This window comes from Amycolatopsis sp. SID8362 (assembly GCF_010550475.1).
In the GTDB taxonomy this organism is placed as follows: Bacteria; Actinomycetota; Actinomycetes; order Mycobacteriales; family Pseudonocardiaceae; genus Amycolatopsis; species Amycolatopsis eburnea.
Genome location: NZ_JAAGNB010000424.1, coordinates 1 through 2,081, shown reverse-complemented (window position 1 = coordinate 2,081; position 2,081 = coordinate 1). Strand labels below are relative to the sequence as shown.

At 73.3% G+C, this 2,081-nt stretch carries 1 protein-coding gene and 1 pseudogene; both read left to right on the top strand.

Annotated elements, in window-relative coordinates; genetic code table 11:
• A partial coding sequence (locus tag G3I65_RS13505) for an SDR family NAD(P)-dependent oxidoreductase (RefSeq protein ID WP_160696409.1) occupies positions 1 to 1,105 on the top strand: 1,105 nt, incomplete at its 5' end.
• A gap of 324 nt (positions 1,106 to 1,429) precedes the next feature.
• Positions 1,430 to 2,081 (top strand): annotated as a pseudogene (locus G3I65_RS13500) (hypothetical protein); the annotation flags it as partial.

The following is a 2,081-nucleotide window of genomic DNA, read 5'->3' as shown; positions in this document are numbered from 1 at the left end:
CGCCGCAGCCGGGATCGACCGCCTGCCCGGCGGCCGGGCGACGCGGGCCGCCGTCCTCGAAGAGCTGGGTGTCCCGCTGGAAGTGCTGCCGCACCTGAGCACGCCGGTCGAGTTCGACACCGCGCGCACCACGACGGCGTTGTTCGGCAGCGGCGTGGAACTTCCGGAACTGCGCGACTACGCGGCGCCGCTCTACCGGTACTGGCAGAACCACCTCGACCCCGACCGCGCCCGCCGCGCCCACGGCCTGGCCGGGCGGACGGTGCTGATCACCGGCGCGTCGTCCGGGATCGGCCGGGCGTCGGCGCTGGCCGTGGCGCGCAAGGGCGCGAAGGTGATCCTCGTGGCGCGGCGCGCGTCGGAACTCGAAGAGGTGCGCGAGGAGATCGTCGCCGCGGGCGGCACCGCGGCGACGCACCCCTGTGACCTCACCGACGGCGACGCGGTCGACGCGCTGGTCAAGGACGTCCTCGGCGAGCACGGCGCGGTGGACGTGCTGGTGAACAACGCGGGCCGGTCGATCCGGCGCTCGGTCGCGCTGTCCACCGAACGGTTCCACGACTTCGAGCGCACGATGGCGATCAACTACTTCGGCCCGGTGCGGCTGATCCTCGGGTTCCTGCCGTCGATGGCGGAGCGCCGGTTCGGCCACGTCGTCAACGTGACGACCCAGGGCCTGCAGACCGACACCCCGCGTTTCTCCGCGTACCTGGCGTCGAAGGCGGCGCTGGAGGAGTTCGGGCTGGCGGCCGGGCGCGAGACGCTCTCGGACGGCGTGACGTTCACGTCGGTGCGGATGCCGCTGGTGCGGACGCCGATGATCGCGCCGACCGGCTACCGCGGGCTCCCGTCGAGCAGCCCGGAACGCGCGGCGGCCCTGGTCGTCAAGGCGTGCGAGGAGCGGCCGGAGGTCCTCAGCCTGCCCGAAGGCCGCGCGGCCGAGCTGGCGACGCTCGTCGCGCCGCGGCTCGCCCGCTTCACCGCGCACCTCGCGTACTCGGCGATGCGGGAGTCTGCGCCGGAAGCCCGCGACCTGCCCCGCCGCCCCGCGCCGGCGTCGGTCGCGGCGGCGGTGACCCGCTCGATCTGGCGCCGTCGTGCCTGATCCCCGCGAATTCCGCCGAAACGCTGGCACGGCGGCGACGGTACTTCTACCCTCGCGCGAGTCCCGCACATCGGTGCGGGCGTGAACTGGGGAGTTCGAAATGCCGGAAATCACCACTGGGGAGACAGCCGAGATCGGCACCGCGCGGCCCACCTTCGGGTGAACCCCGCGCCGGAGCGGCGCGGGAACGAACGTAGTGAATGACTCATTCATGTCGTCCGACGACATGAATGAGTCATTCACTGCATGCGGGCGTCGGCGGAGGCGGAGACCGGCCAGTACCATCGCTCCCGGGTGTGATCGGGAGCGGAAGGCGGGCGAGGCGTGGACGTCGCGAGTCCTGCGCACGCCGCCGCGGAGCCCGCGCCCCCGGAGGCCGCGCGGCCGGTGCTGCGCTGGGCCGTCCACGCCGGCTGGGTCGTGCTGCTCGCCCTCGCGACCGAACTGCGCGTCGGCCGCTTCGGGTTCCACCCCTCCGACCAGGGCTTCATCCTCGCGCAGGCGTGGCGCGTGCTGCACGGCGAAGTCCCGCACGCCGACATCATCTCCGCGCGCCCGCTCGGGTCCGCCGTGCTGCACGTCGCCGACTTCGCGCTCCCGATGCCGTTGTTCTTCGGGTCGAGCTTCCTCTCGATGATCGAGATCATCGTGGCGACGATCGCGTTCGCCGCGCTCGTCACCCGCCGCCGGGTGCTGGACTGGGGCCCCGGCATGACGGCGATGGTCGCGGCCGCGTCGCTGATCAACCTCAACGCCTTCCCGCTGATGGCCTGGCACACCGTCGACGGCATCGCGCTCACCGCGTGCGGCGCCTGGGCGCTGGACTCCGGCCTCCGCACCGGCCGCGCCCTCGCCCGCCGCGGCGGCCTGGTGCTGCTCGGCTGCGCCGTGTTCGTGAAGCAGAGCTTCGCGCTGGCCGCCGTGATCGGCGTGCTGTGGCTGCTGCTGCACCCGGCCACCCGAACGGGCACGCGGC